The sequence below is a fragment of the Maribacter litoralis genome (assembly GCF_902506355.1).
GTDB classification, from domain to species: Bacteria; Bacteroidota; Bacteroidia; order Flavobacteriales; family Flavobacteriaceae; genus Maribacter; species Maribacter litoralis.
Genome location: NZ_LR733271.1, coordinates 4,137,921 through 4,163,930 on the forward strand (window position 1 = coordinate 4,137,921; position 26,010 = coordinate 4,163,930).

General features: G+C 34.4%; 25 protein-coding genes. 15 read left to right on the top strand and 10 right to left on the bottom strand.

Translation table 11 applies throughout. From position 1 onward, the window contains the following. Positions 1 to 72 precede the first annotated feature (72 nt). The 3 genes from EXIGUO8A_RS17670 to EXIGUO8A_RS17680 all read left to right on the top strand — a co-directional run bounded on the left by EXIGUO8A_RS17670 (position 73) and on the right by EXIGUO8A_RS17680 (position 3,646). Complete coding sequence (locus EXIGUO8A_RS17670) at positions 73 to 2,109, top strand: tetratricopeptide repeat-containing sensor histidine kinase (protein ID WP_159304194.1); 2,037 nt, start codon at positions 73 to 75, stop codon at positions 2,107 to 2,109. A gap of 75 nt (positions 2,110 to 2,184) precedes the next feature. Beyond that, complete coding sequence (locus EXIGUO8A_RS17675; protein ID WP_116769230.1) at positions 2,185 to 2,853, top strand: response regulator; 669 nt, start codon at positions 2,185 to 2,187, stop codon at positions 2,851 to 2,853. A gap of 154 nt (positions 2,854 to 3,007) precedes the next feature. After that, a complete protein-coding gene (locus EXIGUO8A_RS17680) occupies positions 3,008 to 3,646 on the top strand; it encodes a hypothetical protein (protein WP_159304195.1) in 639 nt (212 codons plus the stop codon). Between the two features lie 24 nt (positions 3,647 to 3,670). Here EXIGUO8A_RS17680 and glyA read toward each other — a convergent pair whose 3' ends face one another. Next, the gene (gene glyA, locus EXIGUO8A_RS17685) at positions 3,671 to 4,945 is read right to left on the bottom strand and encodes a serine hydroxymethyltransferase (RefSeq protein WP_159304196.1); all 1,275 of its coding nucleotides are present in this window, start codon (positions 4,943 to 4,945) and stop codon (positions 3,671 to 3,673) included. Positions 4,946 to 5,191: 246 nt separating this feature from the next. Between glyA and EXIGUO8A_RS17690 the strand changes: the two genes are divergently transcribed. Beyond that, positions 5,192 to 6,376, top strand: coding sequence for a hypothetical protein (locus EXIGUO8A_RS17690; protein ID WP_159304197.1), 1,185 nt, complete (start codon positions 5,192 to 5,194; stop codon positions 6,374 to 6,376). A gap of 30 nt (positions 6,377 to 6,406) precedes the next feature. On the opposite strand, the gene ytxJ is transcribed toward EXIGUO8A_RS17690, so the two are convergent. Continuing rightward, positions 6,407 to 6,802 carry a bacillithiol system redox-active protein YtxJ gene (gene ytxJ / locus EXIGUO8A_RS17695; protein ID WP_159304198.1) on the bottom strand — a complete coding sequence of 132 codons (396 nt, stop codon included), beginning with the start codon at positions 6,800 to 6,802 and terminating at the stop codon, positions 6,407 to 6,409. Positions 6,803 to 6,959: 157 nt separating this feature from the next. Here ytxJ and clpB point away from each other — a divergent pair, with 157 nt between their 5' ends. Both clpB and EXIGUO8A_RS17705 read left to right on the top strand, forming a co-directional pair. Next, positions 6,960 to 9,560: an ATP-dependent chaperone ClpB gene (gene clpB, locus EXIGUO8A_RS17700; RefSeq protein WP_159304199.1), complete on the top strand. Its 2,601-nt coding sequence runs from the start codon at positions 6,960 to 6,962 to the stop codon at positions 9,558 to 9,560. A 112-nt stretch (positions 9,561 to 9,672) separates the two neighbouring features. Continuing rightward, positions 9,673 to 10,266, top strand: a complete 594-nt coding sequence (locus EXIGUO8A_RS17705; protein ID WP_159304200.1) for a TetR/AcrR family transcriptional regulator — start codon at positions 9,673 to 9,675, stop codon at positions 10,264 to 10,266. Positions 10,267 to 10,308: 42 nt separating this feature from the next. Here EXIGUO8A_RS17705 and EXIGUO8A_RS17710 read toward each other — a convergent pair whose 3' ends face one another. After that, complete coding sequence (locus EXIGUO8A_RS17710; protein WP_159304201.1) at positions 10,309 to 11,940, bottom strand: PorP/SprF family type IX secretion system membrane protein; 1,632 nt, start codon at positions 11,938 to 11,940, stop codon at positions 10,309 to 10,311. A gap of 84 nt (positions 11,941 to 12,024) precedes the next feature. On the opposite strand from EXIGUO8A_RS17710, the gene EXIGUO8A_RS17715 reads away from it, so the two are divergent. Continuing rightward, a complete protein-coding gene (locus EXIGUO8A_RS17715; protein WP_159304202.1) occupies positions 12,025 to 12,567 on the top strand; it encodes a SixA phosphatase family protein in 543 nt (180 codons plus the stop codon). 79 nt (positions 12,568 to 12,646) lie between these two features. Next, positions 12,647 to 13,108: an SsrA-binding protein SmpB gene (gene smpB, locus EXIGUO8A_RS17720; protein WP_159304203.1), complete on the top strand. Its 462-nt coding sequence runs from the start codon at positions 12,647 to 12,649 to the stop codon at positions 13,106 to 13,108. Here smpB and EXIGUO8A_RS17725 read toward each other — a convergent pair. After that, entirely contained in the window at positions 13,105 to 13,746 is a 642-nt protein-coding gene (locus EXIGUO8A_RS17725) for a protein-L-isoaspartate(D-aspartate) O-methyltransferase (protein ID WP_159304204.1), read from the bottom strand. The two genes, smpB and EXIGUO8A_RS17725, sit on opposite strands and share 4 nt — an antisense overlap. 146 nt (positions 13,747 to 13,892) lie before the next feature. On the opposite strand from EXIGUO8A_RS17725, the gene EXIGUO8A_RS17730 reads away from it, so the two are divergent. The 7 genes from EXIGUO8A_RS17730 to EXIGUO8A_RS17760 are packed head-to-tail and all read left to right on the top strand — an operon-like array spanning position 13,893 to position 20,090. Next, positions 13,893 to 14,867, top strand: coding sequence for a Gfo/Idh/MocA family protein (locus tag EXIGUO8A_RS17730; RefSeq protein WP_159304543.1), 975 nt, complete (start codon positions 13,893 to 13,895; stop codon positions 14,865 to 14,867). Next, a complete protein-coding gene (locus tag EXIGUO8A_RS17735) occupies positions 14,864 to 15,754 on the top strand; it encodes a 3-hydroxyacyl-CoA dehydrogenase family protein (protein ID WP_159304205.1) in 891 nt (296 codons plus the stop codon). Before EXIGUO8A_RS17730 ends, EXIGUO8A_RS17735 begins: the two co-directional genes overlap by 4 nt. Before the next feature lie 20 nt (positions 15,755 to 15,774). After that, complete coding sequence (locus EXIGUO8A_RS17740) at positions 15,775 to 16,428, top strand: YggS family pyridoxal phosphate-dependent enzyme (protein ID WP_159304206.1); 654 nt, start codon at positions 15,775 to 15,777, stop codon at positions 16,426 to 16,428. A gap of 38 nt (positions 16,429 to 16,466) precedes the next feature. Continuing rightward, positions 16,467 to 17,834, top strand: a complete 1,368-nt coding sequence (locus tag EXIGUO8A_RS17745; protein WP_159304207.1) for an exonuclease domain-containing protein — start codon at positions 16,467 to 16,469, stop codon at positions 17,832 to 17,834. Between the two features lies 1 nt (position 17,835). Beyond that, positions 17,836 to 18,696, top strand: a complete 861-nt coding sequence (locus EXIGUO8A_RS17750) for an ion transporter (RefSeq protein WP_236564516.1) — start codon at positions 17,836 to 17,838, stop codon at positions 18,694 to 18,696. Beyond that, on the top strand, positions 18,689 to 19,609 hold the full coding sequence (miaA, locus tag EXIGUO8A_RS17755; protein WP_159304208.1) for a tRNA (adenosine(37)-N6)-dimethylallyltransferase MiaA: 921 nt from the start codon (positions 18,689 to 18,691) through the stop codon (positions 19,607 to 19,609). The genes EXIGUO8A_RS17750 and miaA overlap by 8 nt, the downstream gene beginning before the upstream one ends. Further along, on the top strand, positions 19,602 to 20,090 hold the full coding sequence (locus tag EXIGUO8A_RS17760) for a gluconokinase (protein ID WP_236564517.1): 489 nt from the start codon (positions 19,602 to 19,604) through the stop codon (positions 20,088 to 20,090). Before miaA ends, EXIGUO8A_RS17760 begins: the two co-directional genes overlap by 8 nt. Positions 20,091 to 20,144: 54 nt before the next feature. Here the strand turns inward: EXIGUO8A_RS17760 and EXIGUO8A_RS17765 are convergent, their stop codons facing one another. The 6 genes from EXIGUO8A_RS17765 to EXIGUO8A_RS17790 all read right to left on the bottom strand — a co-directional run bounded on the left by EXIGUO8A_RS17765 (position 20,145) and on the right by EXIGUO8A_RS17790 (position 25,946). Then, a complete protein-coding gene (locus EXIGUO8A_RS17765) occupies positions 20,145 to 20,858 on the bottom strand; it encodes a response regulator transcription factor (protein ID WP_027067244.1) in 714 nt (237 codons plus the stop codon). A gap of 6 nt (positions 20,859 to 20,864) precedes the next feature. Continuing rightward, positions 20,865 to 22,448, bottom strand: a complete 1,584-nt coding sequence (locus EXIGUO8A_RS17770; protein ID WP_159304209.1) for a sensor histidine kinase — start codon at positions 22,446 to 22,448, stop codon at positions 20,865 to 20,867. Positions 22,449 to 22,531: 83 nt separating this feature from the next. Then, positions 22,532 to 23,116 (bottom strand): dephospho-CoA kinase, encoded by a 585-nt coding sequence (gene coaE / locus EXIGUO8A_RS17775; RefSeq protein WP_159304210.1) that lies wholly within the window; start codon positions 23,114 to 23,116, stop codon positions 22,532 to 22,534. After that, positions 23,113 to 24,078, bottom strand: coding sequence for a CdaR family protein (locus EXIGUO8A_RS17780; RefSeq protein WP_159304211.1), 966 nt, complete (start codon positions 24,076 to 24,078; stop codon positions 23,113 to 23,115). The genes coaE and EXIGUO8A_RS17780 overlap by 4 nt, the downstream gene beginning before the upstream one ends. Continuing rightward, entirely contained in the window at positions 24,078 to 25,085 is a 1,008-nt protein-coding gene (locus tag EXIGUO8A_RS17785) for a glycosyltransferase (protein ID WP_159304212.1), read from the bottom strand. The genes EXIGUO8A_RS17780 and EXIGUO8A_RS17785 overlap by 1 nt, the downstream gene beginning before the upstream one ends. A gap of 54 nt (positions 25,086 to 25,139) precedes the next feature. Beyond that, positions 25,140 to 25,946: an enoyl-ACP reductase FabI gene (locus EXIGUO8A_RS17790; protein WP_116769250.1), complete on the bottom strand. Its 807-nt coding sequence runs from the start codon at positions 25,944 to 25,946 to the stop codon at positions 25,140 to 25,142. Positions 25,947 to 26,010 lie beyond the last annotated feature (64 nt).

Below are 26,010 nucleotides of genomic sequence, written 5' to 3' on the forward strand. Positions count from 1 at the left end.
AAAAAAGCCTTTAACATGATTGTTAAAGGCTTTTTTTTTTACCTTGGTTTATTATACCGATAACATCTATTTTTGAACAAGCTTTATATATATATATCCGCACTTTTTCTACTTTGTTTAAGCTGTGCAAAATCTGAATCCAAAAAAGAGATACAATCAACACCTGTAACAAATGATAGTATTTCTATATGGTCTGCCGAAAGTTATGAGGCGGACTCTAAGAGAAAATTGGAACTACAATACAAAGCTTACCAATTCGCAATAAATTCACCAACAGATTCTTTAAAAAGTCTACACCTTTCTAATCTCTCTTACAATCAACAATTTATTTCTGACAGTTCATTATACCGACAAATAAATAAAGAAGCAATTTTAGCGAACCAAAAAATTAAAGATACCGCTGCTATAGGTGCGATTTATTGGGATTTAGCTTATTTTTTGGAAAATAGAATAGCCTACGATAGTGCGTTTTATTATTACTCAGAAGCTCTTAACCTTTTCAAACAAATTAATTATATAGATGATGTTGGCTACATGTATTTAAATATGGCCGGTATTCAAATGAAGATTAAAGACTATATTGGTAGTGAAGCCAATACCGTAAAAGCCATTGAATATTATAAAACATTAGAAAATAATAACCAGCAGTTATATAGAAGTTATAATCTTTTGGGTATAATTTTAACCGACTTAAAAGATTATGAAAAATCTTTAGCCTATTATAACGAAGCCTTATTTTACCTTGAAAAAATTCCTAACAGTTATATTGATGAGGCCAGCGTAATAAACAATATTGGCGTAACTTATAGAAATTACAAACAATATGACAAGGCTATAGAGAATTTTGAAGAAGTATTAAGCACCAATAATGTTTTAACCAAAAGACCTAGTTTATATGCGCTAGCCCTAAGTAATTTAGCAACTTCAAAACTCTACAAAAGAGATACTTCTAATGTTCGTAATTTATTTGATCAAGCCATAAAAATTAAAAAAAAGGAGAATGATTTAGGTAGTATTGCTGCGAGTTATTACAATTATGCAGAATTAGAAGCTTTTGCCCATGACACTACCGCAGCTATCCATAAAGCAAAAGTGGCAGAAAAATTTGCAATAGAAGGTGAGTCAAATGAGCGTCTATTAAAAACTTGGCAATACCTGGCCATTTTAGACAAGAACAATGCATCAGATTATTTCAAAAAATTTACCAAACTTAACGATAGCCTACTAACAGAAGAACGTAAACAACAGAATAGATTTGCCCGAATACGCTTTGAAACCGATGAATTCATTGCAGAGAATATTGTATTGGAAAGTGAAAAAGAAGTGCTTTCAAAACAAAAGCAAATTTGGATCGGTATTGCAGCCGGGTTCTTTTTACTAGGGTTATCAATTTACATTATTATTAATCAACGTGCTAAAAATCAAAAACTAAGATTTGACCAGCAACAGCAAATCAACAACCAAGAGATTTTTAACTTGATGTTAATGCAGAAACAGAAAGTTGATGAAGTAAAGAGGCTTGAACAAAAAAGAATTTCTGAAGAATTGCACGATGGCGTTTTAGGAAAAATGCTTGGGGCTCGTATGATACTAACAGGTTTAAATAAACGTGCTACTGACGAAGCTATTCAAGAAAAATCAAAAGCCTTAGGATCATTACAAGAAATTGAAAATGAAATTAGGTCCATATCACACGAATTAAGCCATAGTGCATACCAGAAAATAAGCAATTTTACAGATTCTGTAGAAACATTGCTTGCAAATAACCGTAATACCGAGATTAAAACTATTTTTCATTTTAATGAAGATGAAAATTGGGATAGCTTGGCCGGTGAAATTAAAATTAATGTATATCGAATAATACAAGAGACATTTCAAAATGCAATTAAACATGCCAAATGTTCGTTTTTTGAAATTACCTTTTACAGAAATGATGAACAGTTCAATGTAATTATGAGCGATAATGGCATAGGTTACAACGTTAATAAAGGCAGAAAGGGAATAGGAATCAGAAACATTACTTCTAGAATTGACAAACTTAAAGGTACCTTTCATATTGACTCTACCGAGGGTAAAGGCACTACTATTTCTTTAAATATTCCAATCTAAATAGAAAGTAATAAATTTGTCAATAATAATAGTTAAGTTAAAAACGTTTAGTAAATTACATTAGAATCACAACTTATGAATACTGTAAGAATATTAGCGGTAGATGATCATGAAATGACGGCTCTTGGTTATAAGTATATCCTTGAAGATTCTGAATTTGCTGACTTTAACGTAAAAGTTGAAATTGCAACAAACTTTGATCAAGGCAAAAGCAAAATAGAAATGTCTAAGAGAGCCGTGCCTTATGATGTTATATTACTCGATATTCAATTGTTTTCTCCAGAATCTAAAGACCCAAGAACGGGTATTGATTTAGGTATGGTCGCTAGAAAAGAAGTGCCAAAGTCGAAAGTTGTATTTATGTCTTCTTACAGTGATAATTATAGAATTAATAATATATTTAAAACTGTTAATCCTGATGGATATATGGTGAAATCGGAGATTGATGAAATGTCTCTAAAAACTATGGTAGAAACCATTGTTAATGATTCTCCATATTACACAGCCAGTGCATTATCTGCTATTAGACGAAGAATGTCTACTGACATTGTTATAGATGAACAAGACCAAAAAATATTGTATCATTTATCTCAAGGAATACATACAAGAGACATAGCTCCATTAATTGGCTCTGCAAATACTACCGTAGAAGCGAGAAAAAGGCAGCTAAAAGCACTTTTTGATGTTAAGAACGGAAACGACCTAGCTTTGATTAACGAGGCTAAAACAAGAGGATTCTTATAAAACACCCAATTTTCAACTACCTGAATTACAGCAAGTTAAAATTTTAATTTTCATTTTATAATAATATCCTCTGAAATTCTAAGGTTTTTCTATATCAGATTATGGAGCTAGAAAAGTATCTTTATGTAAAAGAATGCTATAAATTTCTACTCGTATGCCATTTAATTACGAAAATTTTATCAATAATTCAAAATCCGAGTACACTAAGGAAATCATCGGTATAGATGATTTTTTGAAGTCTTTAGATTTCCATTACTTCTCAGATGTTAAGCTTAATAACAAGCACATCACCTTCAATTCAATAAGTTTGGTATTGGAGATTTCCTGTAATTTAGACTTATTGGAATTACTTGCTCATTTTAATACAGATAGATGGGGATATAACGGTAAAGAAAAATCTCCGCTAGAACAAGCTCTAGAAATACTTGATTTACAAAACAAGTATCATATTGACATTGAAGAACTTACGTTTTTCTTGAATGATACAAGTGTAGTCATAAAGCGTATTTACGACCGAAGCATTGCAACCCAATTAAACGATATCTTAAAACAAATAGCGTTTAACTATGTATTTTTAACAAGAGGTCTAACACAGAAACCTTATGAAATTTTTGTCCCTATTTTTGAAGATACCATTCAACATATGGACGACAATGAAGAGGAGTTAAATATTGCACCTAAATCATATTCCGAATTTTGGGGCATATATCTAGACAAAGATGATGAAGCATCTATTTATGATGTAAATAAGAATACATATGTAAGTGGAGATTTAGAGTTTTTATCAGAATAAAAACTCTAAATCTCCAATTCTTACTTAAGCATTAAAAATAGGTCTAGTTTTCATCATTTCATTGACCTTACCTCTAACCTCTTTTATTATTGCTTCATTTTCAGGATTCATTATCACCTGATCAATAAAGTCTACTACTTTTTCCATGTCAGATTCGACTAAACCTCTAGTCGTAATTGCTGCTGTTCCAAAACGAATACCAGAAGTAACAAAAGGTGATTTATCATCAAAAGGCACCATATTCTTGTTAGCTGTAATATCAGCCAATACTAAAGCTTTCTCAGCATCTTTACCAGAAATACCTTTATTTCTTAAATCAATAAGCATCATATGATTATCTGTACCATCAGAAATAATATTGTAATCAAGTTTTACAAATGCTTTAGCCATGGCATCGGCATTTTTCTTTACTTGAGCTATATATGTCGCATAAGATTCTGTCAATGCTTCTCCGAAAGCAATAGCCTTACCTGCAATTACATGCTCTAACGGTCCACCTTGGTTTCCTGGAAAAACAGCCAAATCTAACAATGCAGACATTTTTCTTAAGTTTCCGTTCTTCAGTTTTATACCAAATGGATTTTCAAAATCCTTTCCCATTAATATTAAACCACCTCTTGGTCCTCTTAACGTTTTGTGCGTTGTAGTAGTAACAATATGGCAATGAGGAATTGGGTCGCTTAAAAGTCCTTTAGCAATTAGACCCGCTGGGTGAGAAATATCAGCAAGTAATATAGCGTTTACACTATCTGCTATTTTACGAAAACGCTCAAAATCCATATCCCTAGAATATGCAGATGCACCGGCAATAATCAATTTTGGTTGTTCTTTTGTTGCTATTTCTTGAATTTTATCATAGTCTAACCTTCCTGTTTCCTTATCTACACCATAAAACACCGGGGTATACAATCTTCCAGAAAAATTTACAGGTGATCCGTGAGTTAAGTGACCTCCATGAGACAAATCAAACCCAAGAATTTTATCTCCTGGTTTTAAACATGCATGATATACGGCTGCATTGGCCTGCGAACCTGAATGTGGTTGTACATTGGCATATGCCGCCCCAAAAAGCTCTTTAGCTCTATCTATAGCTAATTGCTCTACTTTATCTACAACCTCACAACCTCCGTAATATCTTTTGCCTGGGTATCCCTCAGCATATTTATTAGTAAGCACAGAACCTTGGGCTTCCATAACTTGTGGACTCGTAAAATTTTCAGAAGCAATTAATTCAATGCCGTTTATTTGACGTTGCTTCTCTTCTTCTATTAGATTAAAAATAGTGGTATCGCGTTGCATGTGATATATCTTTTAAATAAGTGGCAAAAATACAAATAGCGCACTTAAAGAAATATAAAAAACGAAACAAACGCATAACTTATTTATCAAAATAAGTTAATAACTACAACCTTATTAGGGATTTAGAATTTACTTAAACAAGCATATCATCGAAAATATACTATTCTACATCCTATAACGTTTAATTAAAACCCTTTTATGGCACGGCTGTTGAATAGCTACTATAAATTCTAAACAACAATAGACATGAAAAAATTTCTACTATTTAGTTTTATCGGTCTACTACTTTCTTGTAGTGGAGTTAAAAAAACACAGGAGGCTCTTAATTCTGGAAATTATGAAGCTGCAATTAACAAGGCAGTGATGAATATTGCAGAAAATAAGACCAAAAAAAGCAATCAGCAATATATTGTTCTTTTAGAGGAAGGATTTAAAAAGAATACCGAAAGGGAATTACAACATATTAAATTCCTAGAAAAAGACGGTAATGCTGCTAACTATGAAGAAATTTTCAATACTTATAATAGGTTGAAATCCATTCAAGAGAGAATTCGTCCTTTGTTACCGTTACAGATTCAAGATGAAGGGAGAAGAGCTCAATTCAATTTCAAAAATTATGATGATGAAATAATTGCATCAAAAAATAATTTATCTGAATTTCTATATAATAAGGCCACTACCCTATTATCGAACGCAAATTATAAATCCGATTATAGAAATGCCTATAGCGACCTTAACTATTTAAATGAAATTAATCCTAATTACAAAGATGTCGTAGCCAAAATTGATGAAGCTTATTTAAAAGGTTTGGATTATGTAATTGTCAACATGACCAATAATACTGATCAGATAATTCCTAAAAGACTAGAAGAAGAACTTCTTAACTTGAATACTTATGGTTTAAATACCAATTGGACGGAGTATCATACAAATAGAATTCAAAATCAACTGTACGATTATCAAATGGAAGTGTCTTTTCAAGACATCAGTATTTCTCCTGAACAAATTAGAGAAAAACAAATAAGTAAGGAAAAACAGATTAAAGATGGTTATACCTTTGTGGAAGATAGTAACGGTAATGTAGTTTCAGACAGTCTTGGCAATAGTATTAAAGTAGACAAGTTTAAAACTGTACGATGCGATTTTTATCAGTTTACCCAATTTAAAAGTGCCAAAGTTACTGGTGTCGTAAGTTTTATCGATTTAAAGAAACAACAAAAAATTAATCAGTACCCACTATCTAGCCAGTTTGTTTTTGAGCATATTTATGCAAATTATGATGGTGATAAAAGAGCTTTAGATAATGATCTGGTTTCTTTATTACAGTTAGCAAGAGTACCATTTCCAAGCAATGAACAAATGGTCTATGATGCGGGTGAAGACTTAAAGAACAACCTCAAAAACATACTGAGCAACCAACGATTTAACTAAAAAAAAGCCCCGTTTTTACGGGGCTTTTTTTTATACATATTGTTCTAGATTTATATTCGATATGGATCCATGTGAATCATGAACCACTACTTCACCATTCTTTATAATTAAAAGTTGAGGAGATTGGTGGGTAATTCCAAATTCTGATGCAACTGCATTTGAAACTTCCCTATGTGCCAATAGGTCTAAAAAGTACATGTCCATTTGACCATCTTCCAAATCATAGCCACTCTTAAACATGTTCAACACCATTCTACTAATACCGCATGAGGTAGAATGCTTAAATACTAATTGAGGCCTACCCTTTGATGCTAATTTAATTTCTTTTAATTGTTCAATAGAAGTTAGCGGAACCCAAGGTATATTAGACGAATCGCCTTCTTCACCGTTCTTTGAACCACCAAATAATCCACCAAATATTCCCATAAAATTCTTAATTTAATATTATACTTACTATATAGTACACCTGACTAATTGTCGTTCTTTTTTACGAAACTTACGCCATTTTGTCTTGCAATCTTAATTGGTAAGATTGTTGAAATACCATGTTCAAAAGTATTACAATTAACTAAAATTAGATATAATGAATATAAATAATTTCACAATAAAATCACAAGAGGCTATTCAACAAGCCCAGCTGATCGCCCAAAACAGCGGGCATCAGCAAATAGAGAATGAGCATGTTTTTAAAGCCCTATTAGAGGTTGAAGAAAATGTGATGCCTTTTTTAATTAAAAAATTGGGCATTAATTTTTCCTTGGTTCAGCAAATTCTTGACAAAGAGCTTTCAAGTTTCCCAAAAGTACAAGGTGGTGAGCTACAATTTTCTAGAGAAGCTGGTAAAACTTTAAATGAAGCTAGCATCATCGCTAAAAAAATGGACGATGAATATGTTTCTATCGAGCATCTATTTTTAGCCATACTAAAATCAAAAAGTAAAATTGCCCAGATTTTAAAAGATCAAGGTGCCACAGAAAAGCACTTAACTTCGGCTATTAACGAATTGCGTAATGGGGAAAAAGTTACATCCCAAAGTGCTGAAGACAACTATAACTCTTTACAAAAGTACGCCAAAAACCTAAATGAATTAGCGGATAGTGGCAAGCTAGACCCTGTTATAGGACGCGACGAAGAGATTCGTAGAATTCTTCAAATACTATCAAGACGAACTAAAAACAACCCTATTTTAGTAGGTGAGCCAGGAGTAGGTAAAACGGCAATTGTTGAAGGACTGGCACATAGAATTATTCAAGGGGATATTCCAGAGAACTTAAAAGATAAAGTAATTTATTCCCTAGATATGGGCGCACTAATTGCTGGTGCCAAATATAAAGGGGAATTTGAGGAGCGTTTAAAGGCCGTTATAAAAGAAGTAGTAAGTGCAGACGGCAATATAATTTTATTTATAGATGAAATCCATACACTTATCGGTGCTGGTGGCGGACAAGGTGCTATGGATGCAGCCAATATACTTAAACCTGCTCTTGCAAGAGGTGAACTTCGTTCTATTGGAGCAACGACATTAGATGAGTATCAAAAGTACTTTGAAAAGGACAAAGCTCTGGAAAGAAGATTTCAAAAGGTCATCGTTGATCAACCTGATACTGAAAGTGCCATATCTATCCTTAGAGGTATTAAAGAAAAATATGAAGCACACCATAAGGTTCGCATTAAAGATGAGGCGGTTATTTCTGCCGTAGAACTTTCCCAGCGTTATATAACCAATAGATTTTTGCCGGATAAGGCTATTGACCTTATGGACGAGGCAGCCTCTAAATTGCGAATGGAAATCAATTCTAAACCAGAAGAACTTGATGTATTGGATCGCAGAATCATGCAAATCGAAATTGAAATTGAAGCTATAAAGCGTGAAAACGACAAGGAAAAACTTCAGGTTTTGAATTTAGAGTTAGCAAATATAAAGGAAGAGCGCAATGAAATTTTTGCGCAATGGGAGAGTGAAAAATCGGTTGTTGACAATATACAGCAAACAAAACAGGATATTGAAAATTTCAAAGCTGAAGCCGAACGTGCAGAACGTAACGGTGACTATGGTCAAGTTGCAGAAATTAGATATGGTAAAATAAAGGAAGCGCAAGAAAAGCTTTCACAATTGCAAGACGACCTTAGCAACCAGCAGCACGCGGGTACACTGATCAAAGAGGAGGTTACCAGTGATGACATTGCCGAAGTAGTAGCTAAATGGACAGGTATACCTGTATCTAAAATGCTGCAAAGCGAACGTGAAAAACTTTTAAAATTAGAAAGTGTACTTCACAAAAGAGTTGTAGGTCAAGAAGAAGCTATTGAAGCAGTGTCCGATGCAATTAGAAGAAGTAGAGCTGGGTTACAGGATGCAAAAAAACCAATTGGATCTTTCCTATTCTTGGGTACCACAGGTGTAGGTAAAACAGAACTTGCCAAAACACTTGCTTCTTATTTATTCGATGATGAGAATGCAATGACTAGAATCGATATGAGCGAATACCAAGAAAGACATTCGGTCAGTAGATTGGTTGGTGCACCTCCAGGATATGTTGGTTACGATGAAGGCGGACAATTAACCGAAGCTGTTCGTAGAAGACCATATTCCGTTGTTTTATTAGATGAAATCGAAAAAGCGCATCCAGATACTTTCAATATTTTATTACAAGTTCTTGATGAGGGAAGATTAACCGACAATAAAGGTCGTGTGGCAGATTTCAAAAACACTATAATTATTATGACCAGTAATATGGGTAGTGATATTATTCAGGAAACTTTTGAAAATACCGCGGATGTCTATAGTGCATCTGAAACCGCTAGAATTGAAGTGCTTGGTCTTTTGAAAAAAACGGTAAGACCAGAGTTTATTAATAGAATAGACGATATAGTGATGTTTACTCCTTTAACCAAGGACAACATTAAGGAAATTGTTAGACTTCAGTTAGAGCACTTAAAGAAAATGCTAGATAAACAACAGATTACTCTAGATGCCACCGAAGAAGCAATAGATTATTTGGCAGATAAAGGTTATGATCCTCAATTTGGAGCAAGACCGGTTAAAAGAACCATACAAAAAGAGGTTCTTAATAATATGTCCAAATCACTTTTAAGTGGTGAGATAAAATCTGATAGTGTTGTGCTACTTGATGCTTTTGACAATAGTTTAGTGTTTAGAAACCAAGAAGATATTACGGTTTAATTTTAACAAATTGATAAAAAGGCGTTCATATTTAATTATATGGGCGCTTTTTTTTGCGAACATTATATACCATACAGTATAGATTTTTTATATTCGCATAAAACAGTCTTATATGTCCACAAAAGCCGAAAGAACTACCGCTTATATAATTGAGACTGTCGCACCTGTTTTTAACAAGCATGGTTACGTAGGTACCAGTATGAGCGACTTAACAGAAGCCACCAACCTTACCAAAGGTGCTTTGTATGGAAATTTTGAAAACAAAGAAGCTTTAGCCTTAGCAGCCTTCGAATTTAATAGAAACTTACTTCTTAATGCCCTAGATGAGCATTTGTCTATTGACGAAAATGCTATGGAGAAGATTAAGAACTTAATAGAGTTCTACAAAAAATACGATGTTTTTACCTTAAAAATGGGTGGTTGCCCTATTTTGAATGTTGGTATAGATGCCCAGCACAATAACAGATTACTTGCCGCTGCAGCCAAAGAAACCATCAAAGAAATCGAAGGAAAAATTGCACTTGTTTTTGAAAACGGAATTAATAACGGTGAATTTAAATTACCTGTTACTCCTTTACAATTTTCAAAACAATTGTTTACTATAATCCAAGGCTCAATTGCCATGGCAAGCCTAACCAAAGACCGTAAATATCTATTGAATACGGTAAACTACCTAGAAGTACTTATTAAAAGGGAACTAAAATAACATATTAGTATTCTTTATTTTGCAATAGAAGTCAGGATTATTTTATTCTCCTGTTACCCTAAATATCCAGATTTTATCTGTGTACTTACCGTTTAATTTGGAGTCTCTTGCCTTTCTAGCATCTTTTATAAAATCATATTTAGCCAAATACACATAGTTGTATTTATTCTTATCCCTAAAGAAAGATTTGGCATCAATGCCTCTTTTTTTCATGTCGGCTAAAAAGGCATCCAAGTATTTTTTAGTTCCAAAAACATTGGCAATTAAATAATATCCTGGTTCTAGATTCCCTTCTTTGGTAACTTCTTCATACTTCTCCCCTGCCTTGACTTCAACAACCTCATTCTTCATTGCTAAAGCCTTACTTTCTGCAATTGAATCTTGTCTTCTTTGTTGAGCCAATGCAACAGCTTCTGCCTCACGCTTCATAACAGTAGCAATCGAATCTTTTTGTCTTTGTTGGTCTAAGGCTCTTGCTGCTGCCAATGCCTGCTCTGCTTTGGCATTCTCAATAGAATCTCTTTTTCTCTTAATATCCCTTTTAGATTGCTTTACAGCTAAATCTGATTTTCGGGATGCATTTTGAATGGAATCTTTTATTCTCTTACTTTCAATTAGTGCTAAACGTTCTTGTTTTTTCGCTTCACGCTTTAAAGCCAACTTTTCGGCTTTGGTCAATTCCGCTGAAGTCAACTCTTCATCCTGTGTATCAAGCAAATTTTCCTTTTCCTCATCACCTGCTATTAGTTCTTCTTCAAGTTTATCTTCAGGCGTTTGTTGTTTTCCTAATTTATAAGAAGTCACCAATTCAAAAGTAGGATCTTGTCCTTTTAAATCTGAACTTGTTCCAACTTCTACCAACGCCCCAAAGGACAAGCGCTTAAAAAAACGACCGCCAATACCACCAGACAATCCGTAAAAACTATTATAACCAGCCTGTACCCAATATTTGTTCGTAGTCAACAATGTGGTTAAACCTACCTGATCATCCAATCCTGGTATGGTCCTATAATATACCATAGGTCTTATAACGGAATTATTGTCGGTGCTTAAAATACTCACGGGAAAATCATAACTTACCAATGCCTGAAACATTCTATCATCTGGACTTGTGTTTCGCTCATTGGTCGTAAAATTGTAATCGAATAGATTCTCCGATACCAATCCAATATTAAATCTATCAATATTTAAATTTATACCAGGCGCCATTTGAAGTATAAAATCATTCTCAGCGGTAGTCTGTATTGGGTTAGGTACAAAAAAGCGATCATCAGCCAATTTTTGTTGAAAGGCGAATACATTCATACCAACACCTAAAAAAACCTTCTCGCTAAGCTCTATGTTGTAAGCGTAATTTAAGGCAGCTCCGGTGTTTAAAAAAATTCCTGTATTATGCTGAAAAAAACCAACACCTGCAGCCGAAACATCATTTAATTTAGCCGTATAATTTAAAAAGAGTGAAGTTGGGTCACCGTCATAAGTTTGCCACTGCCATCTTGCCCAGAATGCAACAGAAGAAGGATTATTTCTATCTAAGCTATACGCAGGATTTAGTAAGCTCCCGTTATATTCTGTTAAGTTTTGCTGCCTAAAATCGGTAGGAAGTACGACTTCCTGAGCCTTAAGACCTAGAACTACAAAACCAATAAGAAGTGCCCCACAAAATTTTTTCATATGCAAAAAAACAAAAAATAGACTATTTATAGTACTATTTTGAAGTAATTTTAGTTATTAAATTAATACACCAAACATAATTTCATGAAAGCAATCAAGTATATTCTTTTTATTTTACTGTCTGTTAATCTTTCTTGTAAAGATGAACCAGTTGTAGACAATTCTCAAGAAGAAACTTCTATATCTACATTTTATTTAATTAGGCATGCCGAAAAAGATAGAACCAATCTTGATGATGCTGACCCAGAACTAAATCAAAAAGGCTTAGGCAGAGCCATGCACTGGGCAGAAATTTTGGCTGATACAGAATTAGATGCTATTTATTCTACTGACTATAACAGAACTTCAATGACCGCAGCACCAACTTCTGTAAAGCAAAATATAGATGTTCAATACTATGACCCAAGCACTATTGATATCGCTCAATTTAAAGCAGACAACCTAAATAAGAATGTATTGGTAGTGGGCCACAGTAATACGACGCCAAAGTTTGTAAACATGCTGATCGACGAACAAAAATTCTACAGTATTGACGATAGCGAAAACGGTACATTGTTCATTGTAAAAATTATAAATGGCATACCAACCGTAGATAAGCTTATTTTCAACTGCAACTGTCCGGAATAATACGCTATTACCTAATAGTACCAGTAATTACTTTTAAAAGACAAAAACATTAAATGATTTGTTCTTACTTTTGTAAGTAATGCAGAATACAATCAACATAAAGAATAAAAGAGCTCGTTTTGAATACGAGTTACAAGATAAGTTTACGGCAGGTATTGTTTTGGCGGGTACCGAAATTAAAGCCATTAGAGAAGGTCGTGCATCTATCTCTGAAAGCTTTTGTGAATTTAACGACAATGGCGAACTATTTGTGATCAATATGCAAATAGATGAGTATTCGCATGCATCTCATTTTAATCACAAGCCTAAGGCCGAACGTAAGTTATTACTTCATAAAAGGGAACTTAAAAAACTTGGTAAAGAGGTAAAAACTTCTGGTCTTACCATTGTACCCCTTAGAGTTTTTATTAATGACCGCGGACTAGCAAAAATGCAGATAGCACTTGCAAAGGGTAAAAAACTTTACGATAAAAGGGAAACCATTAAAGATCGAGACAATAAAAGAAACCTCGATCGTATTAAAAAGAGCTTTAATAATTAGTTTTTATTCTCTAATAAGGGTACAAATCTAAAAGAACCATATTCCGTTTTCGAGAATTCTTTTTCGGTTGTTCTTACGAACAAGGTCATAATTTGCTCTTCAAACCCTATTGGTATTACTAGCCTGCCACCTACTTTCAATTGAGACAGAAGTGCCTTTGGAACTTCGGGTGCTCCAGCGGTAACAATAATTCGATCAAAAGGTGCCTCTTTCGGTAAACCTTTATAACCATCTCCAAAAATTACCTGTTTTGGTCTATAGCCCATTTTCTTAAAAAAAATGTTGGTTTTCTTAAACAGCTCTAGCTGTCTTTCAATAGTATAGACCTTTACCTTTAGCTTTAGAAGTATTGCGGTTTGGTAACCACTACCTGTACCTATCTCCAATACCTTTTGCCCCTGCTCTAATTGTAATAATTCTGTCTGAAAAGCAACGGTGTAAGGATGGGAAATAGTTTGATTCGCTGCAATTGGAAATGCTTTGTTTTGATAGGCATGCCCTTCAAAACTACTGTCCATAAATAAATGCCTTGGTATTTCCCTTACGGCATCTAATACTTTATTATCAGCTATTCCCTTGTCTATCAATACTTGCGCTAAATGGTTGCGCATTCCCCTGTGTTTTAAGGTATCTTTCAATGGTAGTCGGTTTGTTCTTCAAAGTTAACAAAGATCTTTTAACGAGGGAAGAACCTATTGAAAGTTATCATGGTTTTTCTAAAAATTGAAATACCGCATAGGATAAAAGTAGCTAACTATGTGTATTTTTGAGGAAAACGAAACAAATGTTAAAAGTTGGTGTTTTAGGAGCTGGGCATTTGGGTAAAATCCACCTTAGACTTCTAAACGAATCTGAAAAATATGAACTAATAGGTTTCCACGATGCCGATAGTTCAAATGGAGAAAAAGTCAGTTCTGAGTTTGGGTATACCTATTTCAAAAATCTTGATGATTTGATCGATGCCGTAGATGTGGTCGATATTGTTACTCCTACCCTTTCACATTACGAGTGTGCAAAAAAATCTATTGAAAAAGGCAAACATATTTTTATAGAGAAACCTATAACCCACACCTTAGAAGAAGCTAACGCTCTGCTAGACTTGGAAAAAGAATTCGGAGTTAAAGGTCAAGTTGGCCATGTAGAACGTTTTAACCCTGCCTTTACTGCGGTAAAACAAGCCATAAAAGAACCTATGTTCATTGAAACGCACAGGTTGGCGGAGTTTAATCCGAGAGGTACGGATGTACCTGTTGTTTTAGATTTAATGATTCATGATATCGATGCTATTTTAAGTGTTGTAAATTCTGAGGTAAAGCAAATTAATGCAAGTGGTGTATCTGTTATAAGTCAGTCGCCTGATATCGCCAATGCCAGACTAGAGTTTGAAAATGGTTGTGTAGCCAATTTAACGGCTAGTCGAATTTCATTAAAGAACATGAGAAAGTCTCGTTTCTTTCAAAAAGATGCATATATATCGGTAGATTTCTTAGAAAAGAAAGTAGAAGTCGTAAAAATGAAGGATGCACCAAAGGAACCTGGAGATTTTGATATGATTCTACAAAATGCTGAAGGCATAAAGAAGCAAATCTATTTTGAAAATCCATCTATTGAAACCAATAATGCCATTTTAGATGAACTTGAATCTTTTGCAGCTGCAATTGAGCACAATACGACACCGATAGTTAGTTTAAAGCAAGGAACACAGGCGCTAAAGGTTGCCTTACAAATTATAGCGGCATTTAATCCAAATAAAATATGAATAAAGTAGCAGTTATAGGTGCAGGTACAATGGGAAACGGAATTGCCCATGTTTTTGCACAAAGCGGATTTCAGGTACACCTTATTGATGTTTCACAAGAGGCTTTAGACAAAGGGTTGGCTACCATAGCCAACAATTTAGATCGCATGGTTGCCAAGGAAAAGATTACCAATGAGGAGAAATCAAATACATTGGAAAATATTACTTCGTTTACCTATCTAAGGGATGGTGTAAAAGATGTACAACTTGCCATTGAAGCCGCAACTGAAAATGTAACTATAAAGCTGAACCTTTTTAAGGAATTAGATGCAGTTTGTGATAGCAGTACCATTTTAGCATCCAATACTTCCTCCATTTCTATAACTCAAATCGCCGCTGTTACTAGCAGAGCTGATAAAGTTATTGGCATGCACTTTATGAACCCGGTGCCCATTATGAAATTGGTTGAAATTATAAGGGGTTACAGCACATCTAACGAGACCACTGAAAGCATAATGGAATTGTCTAAAAAATTAGGCAAAACACCTACCGAGGTCAATGATTACCCTGGTTTTGTTGCCAACAGAATATTAATGCCCATGATCAATGAGGCCATAGAAACTTTGCACCATGGCGTTGCAGGTGTACAGGAAATAGATACGGTAATGAAACTTGGAATGGCGCACCCAATGGGACCTCTTCAACTAGCCGATTTTATAGGGTTAGATGTTTGTCTTTCTATTTTAAACGTCATGCATGATGGATTTAAGAATCCTAAATACGCACCATCACCTTTATTGGTCAATATGGTGATGGCCGGTAAGAAAGGAGTAAAATCTGGAGAGGGCTTTTATGATTACACCGAAAGCAAAAAAGCCGAGGTGGTATCAAGTCAATTTGCAAACTAAATAGTAATTGAAATACATATATGTCGGTAAAAGAAAATCTTTTAGCTATTAATGAAACAATACCTGATAATGTGACCTTGGTTGCCGTATCAAAAACAAAACCTATTTCTGCAATACAAGAAGCATATGATCAGGGACAACGAATTTTCGGTGAAAACAGGGTTCAGGAAATGACCGAAAAATGGGAGAAAATGCCTAAGGACATAGAATGGCATATGATCGGTCACCTACAGCGAAATAAAGTAAAGTATATGGCTGAATTTGTATCGCTTGTTCATGGTATAGACAGCCCTAGATTACTAGCTGAAATAAATAAGCAGGCCGAAAAACACAACAGAACAATTTCTTGCCTGTTACAAGTGCATATTGCCGAAGAAGACACGAAATTTGGTTTTAATGAAGAGGAATTACTTGAACTTGTGCATACCGATAGTTTTAAGGCCCATAAAAACGTAAAAGTCAAAGGGCTAATGGGCATGGCTACATTTACCGATGACATGGATCAGGTAAGGCGTGAGTTTAAAGGTTTAAAATCGCTTTACACAAAACTTAAAGACCAATATACTGATTTCGATGTCCTATCTATGGGAATGAGCGGCGATTATCAAATTGCAATTGAAGAAGGCAGCACCATGGTACGTATAGGAAGTAGTATCTTTGGATCAAGAAATTAACTCCTAAAACCACCACGACCCAAAACAGAAAATAATACATGTACGCAATTTTAGATATTGAAACAACTGGAGGAAAATTTAATGAGGAAGGAATTACTGAAATTGCTATTCACAAGTTTGACGGTCAAAAAGTAGTTGATAAATTTATCAGTTTGGTTAATCCTGAGAAGGAAATACAACCTTTTGTAGTTAAACTTACCGGTATCAATAGTAAAATGCTAAGAACGGCTCCTAAGTTTTACGAGGTTGCCAAACGTATTATTGAAATTACCGAAGACACAGTTATCGTAGCGCACAACGCACAGTTCGACTACAGAATTTTACGAACGGAATTTAGACGCTTAGGTTACAATTTTGAACGTAAAACCCTTTGTACAGTAGATCTTTCTAAACTACTGTTACCAGATGCAGAATCTTATAGTTTAGGAAAACTAGTAAGGTCATTGGGCATACCTGTAAGTGATAGACACAGAGCAAACGGAGATGCCTTGGCAACCGTAAAACTATTTAAGCTCTTATTGGCGAAAGATTCTGAAAAAGTTATTATCAAAGACACGATTAGAAAAGAAACCCAAGGTGAACTTTCTGAAAAACAATTGGATATCATACGGGATTTACCTAATGAAACAGGGGTGTTTTATATGCATAATAAAGATGGGGACATCATCCATTTAAGCAAAACCAGCGATATAAAGAAAAGGGTAAATCAAATCTTTACCAAGACTAACGATAAATTTAAAAAACTTGCCAAAGAGACCAAAAAGGTAACTTATGAGCTTACCGGTAATGAGCTGGTCGCCATATTAAAAGAGCATCAAGAGCTATTAAAGATCAGACCTAAATACAGTACCATTCCTAAGAAAAGAATGTATAGCCATGCAATTTGTACCGCTATTGATGAAAATGGGTACATGAAATTAATAATAGAACCCTACAGAGAATGTAAAGAACCTTTAGCTCTTTTCAATGGAGTATTCAGTGCTAAAAATTACCGATACAAGATTACTAAAGAATTTGAACTTTGTGAAAAATTAAATGGTATTAGTGAAGCTAGAAACAACTGTTCCGGTTATGACGAAGGTACTTGTTTGGGCGCATGTGTCAATAAAGAAAATGTAGCCGAATACAATAAGAGAGTTATTGCAGCAGTATCTAAAAACAACATTAAAGGCAAAAAAGTGTTGGTAATAGACAAGGGCCGGGAAATTGGTGAGCAAAGTGCTATTTTACTCAAAAATGGATCTTTAGTCGGTGTCGGTTTCTATGATTTAAACCATCAAATAAATAATATTCATATCTTAGAAAGTATAATTACCCCTATGAACGGTACCAGAGATGCCAATTATTTAATTGAATCTTACTTGAGAAAAAAACGGGTAGTGAAAATATTGGAATTAAACGATTAGTTTGAAGGAAGACCAAAAATTATCTCCATGGCAGCAAAAACTTCATGAAATTATTTATGAAGCAGACACCCCTATGGGTAAGTTGTTCGATATTATCTTGTTTATAATTATCATTTTTAGTGTTATACTTATAATGCTTGAAAGTGTAAAGGCTATAGATGCAGAGTATCACGAGGTGCTATTTATTCTTGAGTGGCTGGTGACCATCTTCTTCACCATTGAATATATAGCAAGGATTATATGTATTAAAAAACCGAGTAATTACATCTTTAGTTTTTACGGAATAATAGATTTTTTGTCTACGATTCCTCTTTATATTTCTTATATTTTTGCTGGTTCGCAAGTGCTTTTAGCTGTTCGTGCATTTAGACTGTTACGTGTATTCAGAATTCTAAAACTTGCGCGTTTTCTAGGAGAAGCCTCTCAACTTAAAAGGGCACTAAAGGCAAGTAGGGCAAAAATCACGGTATTTTTATTTGCCGTACTAATTGCTTCTGTGATGATGGGCACATTAATGTATTTAGTTGAAGGAGATGAAGCCGGATTCACCAGTATACCTACAAGTATATATTGGACAATTGTAACATTAACGACCGTAGGTTACGGTGATATTGCCCCTATTACACCTCAAGGACAGGCTATAGCCACTATAATTATGTTATTAGGTTATGGCATCATTGCCGTTCCTACCGGTATGGTAACCGCAGAGTTTGCCAAGCAAGGTAAGGACAACACCTCTAACCTAAAAAACTCAGGTAGATATGTGCACGTAAACACCCAGTGCTGTCCAACATGTACCAAGGAAGGGCATAGAGATGATGCTACTCATTGCTATAATTGTGGATCTTTGTTGAATGAATAATATTCTAATTTCCGTCGTAGGACCAACTGCCATTGGCAAAACCAAATTGGGTATTCTATTAGCCAATCATTTCAAAACAGAAATTATTTCTGCCGATTCTAGACAGTTTTTTAAAGAAATGAGTATTGGTACAGCCGTGCCCGATAAAGAAGAGCTAACACAAGCTAAACATCATTTCATTCAACATAAAAGTATTAACGAAACATATACTGTTGGTGATTTTGAACGAGAGGCAACCCAGAAGTTAACCGATCTGTTTAAAACACATAATATAGTTATTATGGTAGGTGGCAGCGGTCTTTATGTAAATGCCGTAACCGACGGATTAAACTCGTTCCCTACCGTTTCACCATCTGTGCGAGAGGAATTAAATTCTGAACTATCGCAATTTGGTATTGCAGCTCTACAACAAAAACTTAAGGAGTTGGACCCTGCATATTACAGTAAAGTTGATATAAACAATCCACAGCGGGTTATAAGGGCGCTAGAGGTTACTATAGGTAGCGGAACGCCTTATTCCTCTTTTATTAACCAACCAAAAAAGAAAAGAGACTTTAAGGTTTTAACTATTGGATTAAAGGCAGAAAGAACTATGATTTATGACCGTATCAATAAACGAGTTGATCTAATGATCGATGCCGGATTATTGGACGAGGCAAAAAAAGTTTACCCATTTAAACACTTAAACGCCTTACAAACGGTTGGTTATAAAGAATTATTCCAGTATTTTGATGATGAATGGACTTTAGAGTTTGCCATTTCTGAAATCAAGAAAAATACCAGAAGATTCGCAAAAAGACAACTTACTTGGTTTTCTCGAAATGAACATACAATGTGGGTCAATTATGATTATGAGCCTAGTAAGCTATATGATAAAATTGACAATGAAATTCAAAAATTAATACATGGCTAAAAAACAGATTCTATATATAATGGGAGTTTCGGGTAGTGGAAAATCGACTATTGGAAAACTTTTGGCAGATAGATTACAATTTCCATTTTTTGATGGTGATGATTTTCATCCTGACGCCAATGTCAAAAAAATGAAAGCCGGGCACCCACTAAACGATGATGATCGCCAAGGATGGTTAGAACGCCTTAATCAAGTTGGAAAAGATAATTTGGCAACAGGTGCCGTAATCGTTTGCTCATCACTTAAAAAAAAGTACAGGACTATTCTAAGTCAAGATTTAGAAAACAAACATCTTTTTATTTATTTAGAAGGTAGTTTTGACCTTATTAATAAAAGGCTAAGCGCACGAAAAAATCACTACATGCCGGCGGGTCTTTTACAATCTCAATTTGATATATTAGAAACGCCTACCGAAGCATTAATTGTTTCAATAGACCAATCTCCTAATGAAATAGTCGACGATATAATCAAAGAGCTGTAAAAACAAAAAAGCATCCATTTATAGGATGCTTTTTTATTTATGAAAATTGTGAGCTTATTCCCCCTCAGTCTTTACGACCAAACGGAATCCTTCACCGTGAATATTCAATATTTCCACTGTATCATCTACTTTTAAGTACTTACGTAATTTAGCAATGTAAACATCCATACTACGAGAAGTAAAGTAGTTGTCATCTCTCCAAATTTTTGTCAATGCTAGTTCTCTTGGCATTAAATCATTCTCATGTAAAGCCAATAAACGTAACAACTCATTCTCTTTTGGCGATAATTTTATAGATTCTTCATCTTTATATTTCAAGAACCTCAGTTTAGAATTCAAATGAAATCCACCAATAGTGAATTCAAATTTCTTACTATCTGCCAATCCGTTAGAAGCCTTTCTTTGAAGAATTGCCTTTAACTTCATCAATAACACTTCAGAATCAAAAGGTTTGTTCAAATAATCATCAGCACCAGCCTTATAACCTTTAAGAACATCTTCTTTCATTGTCTTCGCCGTCAAGAAAACAATTGGCACGTTCTCATTTTTTTCACGTATTTCTTTAGCTAGGGTGAAACCATCCTTGTAAGGCATCATAACATCCAAAATACAAATGTCATAATTGTCTTTTTTAAACTTCTCAAAACCTTCCATTCCATTCTTGGCCAAGGTGACATCAAAGTCATTCATTGACAAATAATCTTTCAACACAATTCCAAAATTTGGATCGTCCTCAACTAAAAGTATCTTCTTGTTTATTGTTTCCATATTTTTTTATATTAACGGCAATTTGATGTAAAATATACTTCCTTTTCCTTTTTCACTTTCGGCATAAACTTCACCTTGGTGATCTTCTACTATTTTCTTTACGTAGGCCAGTCCTAATCCGTGACCTTTAACGTTATGTATGTCTCCTGTGTGTTCTCGATAGAATTTTTCAAATACTTTTTTGACCACACCTTTACTCATACCAGCTCCTTGATCTTGAACTTTGATAATGATATAATTCTTAGCACGCTCTGTATACACATCAATTTTTGGTGCATCTTCAGAATACTTTATGGCATTATCCAACATGTTCACAATAACATTGGTAAAATGCATTTCATTGGCTAAAACTTCTGAACGTTCTGCATCTAAATGCGTATTGATATAGCCTCCTCTATCATCTACAATCAACTCAACATGGGTAATGGCATCTTCTATAATGTCGTGAACATTTACCCTATCCTTACTAATATCTAGCTGATTTTTTTCCAACTTAGATATTCTTAAAACATTTTCTACCTGTGCATGCATACGTTTGTTCTCATCTCGGATCATATGCAAATACCTTAAAACCTTTTCTTGATCAACTATGATCTTTGGATTTCTAATTGCCTCAACCGCAAGATTTATAGTTGCAATTGGAGTTTTAAACTCATGGGTCATATTATTAATGAAATCAGTTTTTATTTCAGATATCTGTTTCTGACGTATTAACTGATAAATAGCACCCGCATAGGCAACCACAATAATAATTGTAAAAAGCAATGAAAGCATTGCCAAACCAAGTATGGATTGCACCAAGAAACGTTTTTTCTTTGGAAAGGAAATTAACAAATCAAAATTTGATACCCCTTCAAAATCTACGAACATGGGAGATTTATAGATGTTCGCTTCCGCATACTTAAATTTTGAAGACTTTACTTTAGTTGGCAACCCATTACTGTATACGCCATATTCAAAAGCAATGTCTACTCCTCTATTTTCTAATTCTCGCTGTAACAACAGCTCAATTTCTTGTTTGGAAACCCGTTTATGAATTGGTACGCGTTTGGCATGAACCATAAACATTTCTTCCATGGCGGCCTTTTCCATTTTGTTAAGACCTCCAATTTTTTCAATTCGTTGAATTGGGTTCAAACGTGGAGTGTTACCTTCTAAATCAAAATCTTTTTTGAAAATTGATGTAGTTCGTTTGCTGGTATAATTTTTAATGATGGTGGTATCGGCACCATCACTACTATCAAAGAACGTAGACGAGATTCCGTAATCCTCTTCTAATATACCGTGTTCATACAGTAAAATTTCATTGGAATTGATATCTCGATCAATAAAGAAAAAATTCGTAAGCTGCGCCCCTTTTAGCTCACCTCCAACACTATCCTTCGCATGTAAATACCTATCGAAATAGTTTTTTGACTCCCTTTCTGTAATCTTATTGGTAACACTGTTCAGCGCTTCTGAAACACTGCTAGAAAACTGTTCTTCACTACTATCAATGGATTTGCTGATCCAAAAACTTTGAACGAAAATCAGACCAATAAGTGAAAGGCTCATTAAAACTACTAAGAGCACAAATAACTTTTTGTTCATTGGGGGATAAAATTAAAGATTTAACAGTTAGACGATAGTACGTTTAACCTAACCTTAACAAAAATGTTAAAATTGCTAAATAACTAGCATTCAGATACGATTGAAGCATGTACTTGAAGTACTGAAGACTTAGTTCTTTCTATATCAATATTTTCAACAACATAATCACTTAGATTCAATTTCTCGTCATCTTCTAATTGATTATCCATACGGGCAATTACCTGCTCTCTGGTAACACTGTCCCTCTTTACTACCCGAGAAATACGTTCTTCTTTTGGTGCAGTTACCAAAATCACATAATCATATAAATTTTGTGCTTCATTCTCAAACAACAAGGCAGTTTCTTGTATGACATAACAAAAATCTTGTTGATTTGCCCAATTGAGAAAATCTTCTCTTACTACCGGGTGCACAATGGCATTAAGTTGTGCCAAAAGTTCAGTATCATTAAAGACTTGTTTAGCTATAAAGGCTCTGTTTAACTGACCTTCTTTATAAGATTCCCTACCTAAAAGTTCTACCAATCGTTTTTTAATATCTGTAGAATTGTTCATTAAGTGTTTTGCGCGTTCATCTGAATTATAGACAGGAACACCTAATTGCATAAACATTTTGGCAACTGTAGATTTACCACTACCAATACCGCCTGTTAACCCTACATACTTCATTCTCTACGCAAAATAAATTCAACCTCATTAACATTGATGACCACATTGTGTAATGTTTTAGGGTATTGCACCAATTTTACAGATAACCTATTACCGGTTTCTTTAGTGGCTTTTTCATAATCTGCCTCAACAACAAAATCCTCTTTTTCCAATTCTTTTAGATGTTCTATAGTACCTTGACAACGCACTTCCACTACTTCAGGAAAAGTACGTACCTGAACGTTACTAGGTAAATTAACTACGTTTACAGGAACTTCAACTACCTTTTCAGAAAACTTAATCACCTTTCCCGATACCATAACCTTTTTATCAGAAAACGAAGTGCCTTCTAAACCTTTTGGCAAATTAAGAGCTACTTCTTCAGTAAAGGAATTGGATAGGTTATTCTTTGTAACTTTTGAAGTTCGCACCACTTTTATGGAGTCTATTTGGCTCTTTGGACCAGAAACCTGAATAGAATCTGGATCAACGGTTATTTTGCCATCTAGTATATGGTTGGTTGCAAAACCTAACTGCAATACTGCTTCAACAGGAATTTTTTTCGTTTCCAATGAGGTGAAATCAAAATAAATAGCTTCACTTTCAAAATCGACCAAAGCGCTCGAATTACTCAATTGCGCTTCCAATTGAATTCTAATTTGATCTGATGTTAGGTAGTACCTGTCATTCTCAAACTTCACCTTACTCACATCTAACTGAATGTGCTTAGGTTTTAATTCATAACCAAGAAATTGAAACCCCACAGCTTTTAATCTCACCGCTATTTCATCTTTTGGACTAGTAGCCAATAAAAAATCATCTGGTATATTTACATATTCAACCTTAAAACTTGTATTACTAGTATAGGTCAATGACAGCTTATTGATTAACCAGGCAAGTGAAGCACATAACAAGAAAACAAGAAAGATTTTTACCTTCCTTTTTTTTAAACCTGTTTTGATCCATTCTAGCAAACGCTCCATTACTTCACTCTAAAAAATAATTTAGGAAATATCTCCTCGGGTTTTTTATTAGAAAAGTTAATATACAGGGTTGATTTTAAAAATCCGTATCCATATCCAAAAAATTGTATCACAGTTGCCAATAATGCCAATACCGATACTTTTAAACTACGGGTTTTAATAAGTGCATCAATAAACAATACCAAAAAGTATGTCGAATACATAAACCAAAGTATCTTAAAGCCAATTAACGCCAATAACAACGAAATAAAGAAACCAACACAAAATACAGTTGGAAACCAATAAGTTATTTTTTGGGTTTCTGGATGCCACTTATTTAAAATAGGCCTTACCATTCCAAATTTATTGACCTGAATATAAAACTTATTCCAGTCTATTCTTCTTTTATGATAAACGAAGGCCTCTGAAATCAATTTTGTTCGGTAACCTTTGTTCCAAATACGAATAGTTAAATCAGGATCTTCGCCTGGGTGTATATTTCCGTAGCCACCAACATTTTCAAAAGCTTCTTTAGAAATACCCATATTAAAACTCCTGGGCTGAAATTTATCTACTGATTTTTTACCACCACGAATACCTCCCGTAGTCAAAAATGAAGTCATGGCATAATTAATTGCCTTTTGCACATTAGAGAACGATTCATGTGCAGCATCTGGTCCTCCATAGCAGTGTACGAAATCTTCTTGCAAACTTTTATCCGCTTCTATTAAATACTGCGGTGGCACAATACAATCAGAATCCAGAATAATAAAGTAATTGCCTTTTGCCTTTTGCATTCCATAGTTACGGGAATCACCAGGCCCGGAATTTGGCTTTTTGTAATATGATATGGATAAAACGTCTACGTACTCACCTATGACTTCCTCTGAAGATATAGTAGAACCGTCTTCAACGATAACCACTTCAAAAGGTTGGTCATAGGTTTGTAACCGTAGACTATCCAATAATTCTTTAATTTCATTGGGTCTATTGTATACGGGAATGATAAAAGAAAACGATAAGTTCATTATTACTCTCCTTTTATAATAGGCTCCAATAAAATTGGAATATTAAAATATTGATTAAAATTTCTCTATCACCTCTTGGCTAACCCCTGTATTTGAGAAACCTCCATCGTGAAACAAGTTCTGCATGGTTACTTTTCTTGTTAGGTCAGAAAATAATGTTACTGTATAATCAGCACAGTCTTGAGCTGAGGCATTACCCAACGGAGACATTTTTTCTGCATAACTGATAAATCCGTCAAACCCCTTTACACCTTGACCAGCTGTAGTTGCCGTAGGCGATTGAGAAATGGTATTTACACGTACTTTCTTTTCTTTACCAAAGAAGTAACCAAAGCTACGCGCTACAGACTCTAAGTATGCTTTATTATCTGCCATATCATTATAATCTGGGAAAGTTCTTTGTGCAGCCATGTATGTTAATGCCACTATACTACCCCACTCATTCATAGCATCTGCCTTATAAAGTGATTGCATAACCTTATGAAACGACAATGCCGAAACATCCCATCCTTTTTGAGTAAAGTCGTATTTTTCATCCGTATACGCTCTACCTTTACGAACGTTGACCGACATACCAATAGAGTGTAATACAAAGTCGATTTTTCCCCCTAAGATTTCGACAGATTTTGCAACCAAATTATCCAAATCTTCTACACTAGTTGCATCTGCAGGAATAATTTCTGAACCGGTTTTCTTTGCCAACTCATCTATTTGACCCATTCTCATGGCAATTGGGGCATTCGTCAATACAAAAGTACCTCCTTCATCATGCACAGTTTGTGCTGTTTTCCACGCAATAGAATTTTCGTCTAATGCTCCAAAAATAATTCCCCTTTTTCCTTTTAATAAGTTATATCCCATGATGGTTAATTCTATTGTTTGATTTAATATTCAAAGATATCTAAAATATGTTAAAACAAAATTG